This window comes from Aeromonas sp. A35_P (assembly GCF_002259925.1).
Classification (GTDB): Bacteria; Pseudomonadota; Gammaproteobacteria; order Enterobacterales; family Aeromonadaceae; genus Aeromonas; species Aeromonas dhakensis.
The window spans coordinates 1-3,719 of sequence record NZ_NEVB01000156.1 but is presented as its reverse complement, the minus strand read 5'-3'; the positions used below and the strand labels follow the sequence as shown (position 1 = coordinate 3,719).

Here is a 3,719-nt window from a genome sequence, read left to right as displayed (position 1 = left end):
CTGCTGCATACAGTGAATGCGGAGCATGGTATCGAGTGGGTAGGGACGACGCCCGTTACCAGCTTTGGGATAGACGGGTTCGATGACCCCCAGCATCCTTGGCCATGGGAGCACAGCCTCCATGCGAGCCAAGAATATCTCTTTACGGGTTTTACGGCGTTTGCCATTGAACTCGCAGTCCGCGAAGGTGAGCTGGTGACTCATGCTGAACCTCATCCCTGATGCCAAGTGGGGTTCATGATCTCACATCAAGGACTTGTTCGCACTTTCCTTAATTCATTTTTCATGATGGACACCTGCCAGCTGAAAAAAGGATGAGCGGACCCGGGCCCTGTAAACAGAGCCTGGATCCACTTTATTAACGACGATTACCCTTTGGCGGCGCTGCGCAATTTTGCCTTGAGCGCGCTGTATTCAGTCTGGACGTACACTTCCGCCCCTGGCTGATCCTCGATACGCTCAATTTTCACTGCGCAGTACTTGTACTCCGGCGTGTAGGAGACGGGGTCCACGTGCTCTATGGTGAGCTCGTTGCAGGCCCCGATCCACCACTGGTAGGTCATGTAGACCACCCCGGCGTTGACCCGCTCGTTGTAGTTGGCCCGGGTGATCACCTTGCCGCGCCGCGACGAGATCCAGACCAGCGCCTGATCCTTCACCCCGAGCTTTTTGGCATCGCGCGGGTGGATCTGCACATAGCCAGGCTCATCGGCCAGGGTCTGCAGCGCCGAGCAGTTGCCGGTCATGGAGCGGCAGGAGTAGTGCCCCACCTCGCGCACGGTGGAGAGCACCAGCGGGTACTCGGCACAGGGCTGCTCCAGCGGTGGCCGCCACTCGGAGGCAATCAGCTGGCCCTTGCCGCTCGGGGTGGTGAACACGTTCCCCTCGAACAGGGTGCTGGTGCCCGGGTGATCCTCGGTCGGACAGGGCCACTGCACGCTCTTGAGATCGGCCATCTTGTCGTAGCTGACCCCGGCATAGAGCGGGCAGAGTCCGCGCAGCTCGTCCCAGATCTGCTCGGTGTCGCGATACTCCATGGGATACCCCATGGCGGTCGCCATCAGCGAGAAGATGGCCCAGTCGGGCTTCACGTTCTCAGGGGGCGTCACCGCCTTGTAGAAGCGCTGGAAGCCGCGATCCGCCGAGCTGTAGACCCCCTCGTGCTCACCCCAACTGGTGGCGGGCAGAATGACGTCGGCCATCTCGGCAGTCTGGGTCATGAAGATATCCTGCACGATCACCAGCTCCATGCCCGCCAGGGTACGGCGGAACTGACCAAGATCGGCCTCGGTCTGGGCCGGATCTTCCCCAAAGATGTAGAAGGCCTTGCACTTGCCCTCCTCCACCTTGTGACCAAGCTCGGTCAGCCGGTAACCCGGTTTCTGGGAGAGCGCATCCACCCCCCACGCCTTGGCAAACTTGGCGCTGATGGCGGGATCGCTCACCGACTGATAACCCGGGAACTGGTGCGGCAGCATCCCCATGTCGCAGGTGCCTTGCACGTTGTTCTGCCCGCGCACCGGCCCGCAGCCGGTGCCACGGCGACCGAAGTTGCCGGTCAGCAGCGCAATCCCGGCGAGCCCCTTGACCACGTCCACCGCCTGACCGTACTGGGTCACCCCCATACCCCACAGGATCATGGAAGCAGGCGATGCAGCATAGGTGCGAATGGCGGCGCGGATATCGGCGGCCTTGAGACCGGTGATCCCCTCCACATATTCCGGGGTGTACTTGGCCACCGTGGCCTTGAAGGTGTCGAACCCTTCGGTGTAGTTGGCGACGAACTCCTTGTTGTAGAGCCTCTCACTTATCAACACGTTGGCGAAGGCGTTGACCAGCGCCATGTTGGAACCGTTTTTGAGCGGCAGCCACTGATCGGCGATGCGGGCGGTCTCCACCATGCGCGGATCACACACAATCACCTTGGCCCCGTTGGCCTTCGCCTTGAGAATATGGCGGGCGACGATGGGGTGAGAGTCAGCAGCGTTGTAACCAAACACCAGCAGGCACTTGGTCTCTTGAATTTCGGGAATGGCGTTGCTCATGGCGCCGTTGCCTACTGTTGTCTCCAGACCGGAGACTGAGGGTGCGTGTCACACCCTCGCGCAGTGATCGACGTTGTTCGTCCCCAGCACAGCGCGGGCAAATTTCTGCATCACATAGTTGGCTTCATTGCCGGGGCCACGGGCAGAGCCGGTGGTCATGATGGCGTCCGGGCCATATTTCGCCTTGATGGCAGAGAGACGGCTGCTGGCGAACTCGATGGCTTCGTCCCAGGAGACGGCTTCGAGCTTGCCACCGCGCTCGCGGCGGATCATCGGGCTCTTGAGGCGGGGGGTCAGCAAGTTGGTGTCGTTCAAGAAATCCCAACCGTAATAGCCCTTGAGGCAGAGCTGCCCCTCGTTGGTCCGGCCGTTGGCGCCTTCGGCCCCCACCACCTTGTCGTTTTCAACCAGCAGGTTGATCTTGCAACCGGTGCCGCAATAGGGGCACACGGTAATGACTTTTTTCATGACTCACACTCTTGTTTGTTAACGAAAAACGGCTCGGCAAGCCCGCTCACACCCGCGCCGGCATCGCCAGCAGGGCCTCGGCACTGGCCAGCTGCTTCTGCCGGTTCAGGGTGTCAAGGTGGGCCGGCGTGACCAGCCGCAGCGCCTGGGTCGGGCACACCTCGACACAGGCCGGGCCCGCCTCGCGGTGCTGGCAGAGATCGCACTTGAGCGCCTGCGCCTTGGTCTGCGGCCGCTTGAAGAGCGAATCGGCCGTGGGGGCCACCTCTTTCACCACCACCGCCATGGCGCCGTAAGGACAGGCCACCACGCAAGACTTGCAGCCGATGCAGCGCGCCTGCAGCACCTTGACACAGCCATCCTCGGTAACGATGGCATTGTTGGGGCAGGCCATGGCGCAAGGCTTGTCTTCACACTGGCGGCAGAGTACCGGCGTGGTCACCTTGCTGCCCACGATCACCTTCAGGCGCGGCTGAAAATGGCTGTCCTTGGAGACCAGATGTCCATCCTCGATGGCAAGATGCAGACCGCCCTCCCGCTCAAGGGTCCCGCTGCAGGACCCTGACTGGTGTGAAACGGCGCAGGCCACCTCACAGGTACGACACCCAATACAGAGACTGGGATCTGCAATCACGAAGCTGTTCATAGAGAGGGATCCTAAATGGTTCGTTACACCCGACCGCCCTCACCCACCAGGCGACAACGCGGTCTGCCCCAACAAAGCATTTATCAGACCAACACGGGAAGATGGCCCGTCATAAAATCACAAGCATATGAAAATAAAGAGATAATCTGGATGATAAAGGCGGTGTTTGCCGTAACTGACGAGGGTGACGAAGGGGCCGGCCTTCTGATCGACATGACAAAAGTGACGAGGTCGACACTGGCTGACCAACCCCAGCCGATGGATGAATAGAACGACCTGATTACCCATGATTAGCAGTCACCCCGAACTATACTGATCTTATGCACAGTTATCGAGGAGCGAGATCATGGCCAAAAGCAAAGTCCAATTCCAGAAAGGCTACAGCCTGTTTGAGCTTCTCAAGGACTATGGCACTGAAGCTCAGTGCGAAAACGCGTTGTTCACTTGGCGTTTTCCTCACGGCTTTGTCTGCCCTGAATGTGCCAACAAGACCTGTTGTCACCTGAAAAGTCGGCCACGCGTGCTGCAATGCAATCACTGCCATCACCAGATGTCATTGA

At 59.8% G+C, this 3,719-nt stretch carries 3 protein-coding genes and 1 pseudogene; 1 reads left to right on the top strand and 3 read right to left on the bottom strand.

Going from position 1 to position 3,719, the window contains the following annotated elements; translation table 11 throughout:
• The 3 genes and pseudogenes from CAK78_RS10185 to CAK78_RS10175 form a co-directional block, all read right to left on the bottom strand.
• Positions 1–204: pseudogene (locus tag CAK78_RS10185) on the bottom strand (IS5/IS1182 family transposase); the annotation flags it as partial.
• A 164-nt stretch (positions 205–368) separates the two neighbouring features.
• Positions 369–2,513: a formate dehydrogenase subunit alpha gene (gene fdhF, locus CAK78_RS10180; protein ID WP_094697185.1), complete on the bottom strand. Its 2,145-nt coding sequence runs from the start codon at positions 2,511–2,513 to the stop codon at positions 369–371.
• A gap of 46 nt (positions 2,514–2,559) precedes the next feature.
• Positions 2,560–3,159 carry a 4Fe-4S binding protein gene (locus CAK78_RS10175; RefSeq protein WP_005301859.1) on the bottom strand — a complete coding sequence of 200 codons (600 nt, stop codon included), beginning with the start codon at positions 3,157–3,159 and terminating at the stop codon, positions 2,560–2,562.
• A gap of 346 nt (positions 3,160–3,505) precedes the next feature.
• On the opposite strand from CAK78_RS10175, the gene CAK78_RS10170 reads away from it, so the two are divergent.
• A partial coding sequence (locus tag CAK78_RS10170; protein WP_141214162.1) for a transposase occupies positions 3,506–3,719 on the top strand: 214 nt, incomplete at its 3' end.